Source organism: Bacillus sp. LR--39, from assembly GCF_053613335.1.
Map to the genome: position 1 here is coordinate 1 of NZ_JBSIOT010000711.1, position 782 is coordinate 782.

Here is a 782-nt window from a genome sequence, read left to right on the forward strand (position 1 = left end):
GCTGTCAGCCTCTGCCTGCTAACCGGACTATTATCCGGGTGCGGAGGCGCAGGATTGGATAATGCACAAAATGTCCGGAATCAGACGCAGAATCAAACCAAACCCATTCATGTGTCGGACCGCAACGAGGCTTTTAACAGGCATAATGAGAACGAACAATTTGGCTATGTCCGCTATCAAAGAGAACAATTTGACGGAGACCAGCAGAAAACGCCGGTGATGAACCGGGAAGAAACCGCTCACATGATATCAAGTTTAACGGTTCAGCTCCCCCATATTCAAGATGCTGCGACATTGGTGACTGACCGAGAAGCGCTTGTCGTATACAAAACCGATTCTAAAAACCGGGAGCTGACCGCCGATCAGGTGAAAAAAACAGCGGCTTCCGTGATCCCGCGATACTATCACGTGTATATTTCCGATAATCCAAACCATATGCAGTCCGTCGAAAATTACAGCAATCTCGGCTCTGGTTCAAGGGATATTAGAGAGATCATGTCGGGGACGATTCAAGAAATGAAAACCTCCCCGCAAGGAAGCCCTGTCTCAGAGAATGAAAATGCCAATGGAGAAACGCGTCAGGACATGAAAATCGATAGGAATGACAAAAACGCCAGATGATCTGGCGTTTTGGCATTATGCTTGGGCTTGACGCTTTTTAGATGCTTCGTTTACTTGTTCATCCGCATGGTAAGAGGAACGGACAAGCGGACCGGCTTCACAATGGCTGAAGCCTTTTTGCATCGCGATTTCTTTTAATTCTGCAAATTCATCAGGATGGT

The 782-nt window shown here is 47.2% G+C and carries 1 protein-coding gene and 1 pseudogene; one reads left to right on the forward strand and one right to left on the reverse strand.

Going from position 1 to position 782, the window contains the following annotated elements:
- A partial coding sequence (locus ACWHAR_RS26010; RefSeq protein WP_452088292.1) for a YhcN/YlaJ family sporulation lipoprotein occupies positions 1–621 on the forward strand: 621 nt, incomplete at its 5' end.
- A gap of 15 nt (positions 622–636) precedes the next feature.
- Here ACWHAR_RS26010 and ACWHAR_RS26015 read toward each other — a convergent pair.
- Positions 637–782 (reverse strand): annotated as a pseudogene (locus ACWHAR_RS26015) (lipoyl synthase); the annotation flags it as partial.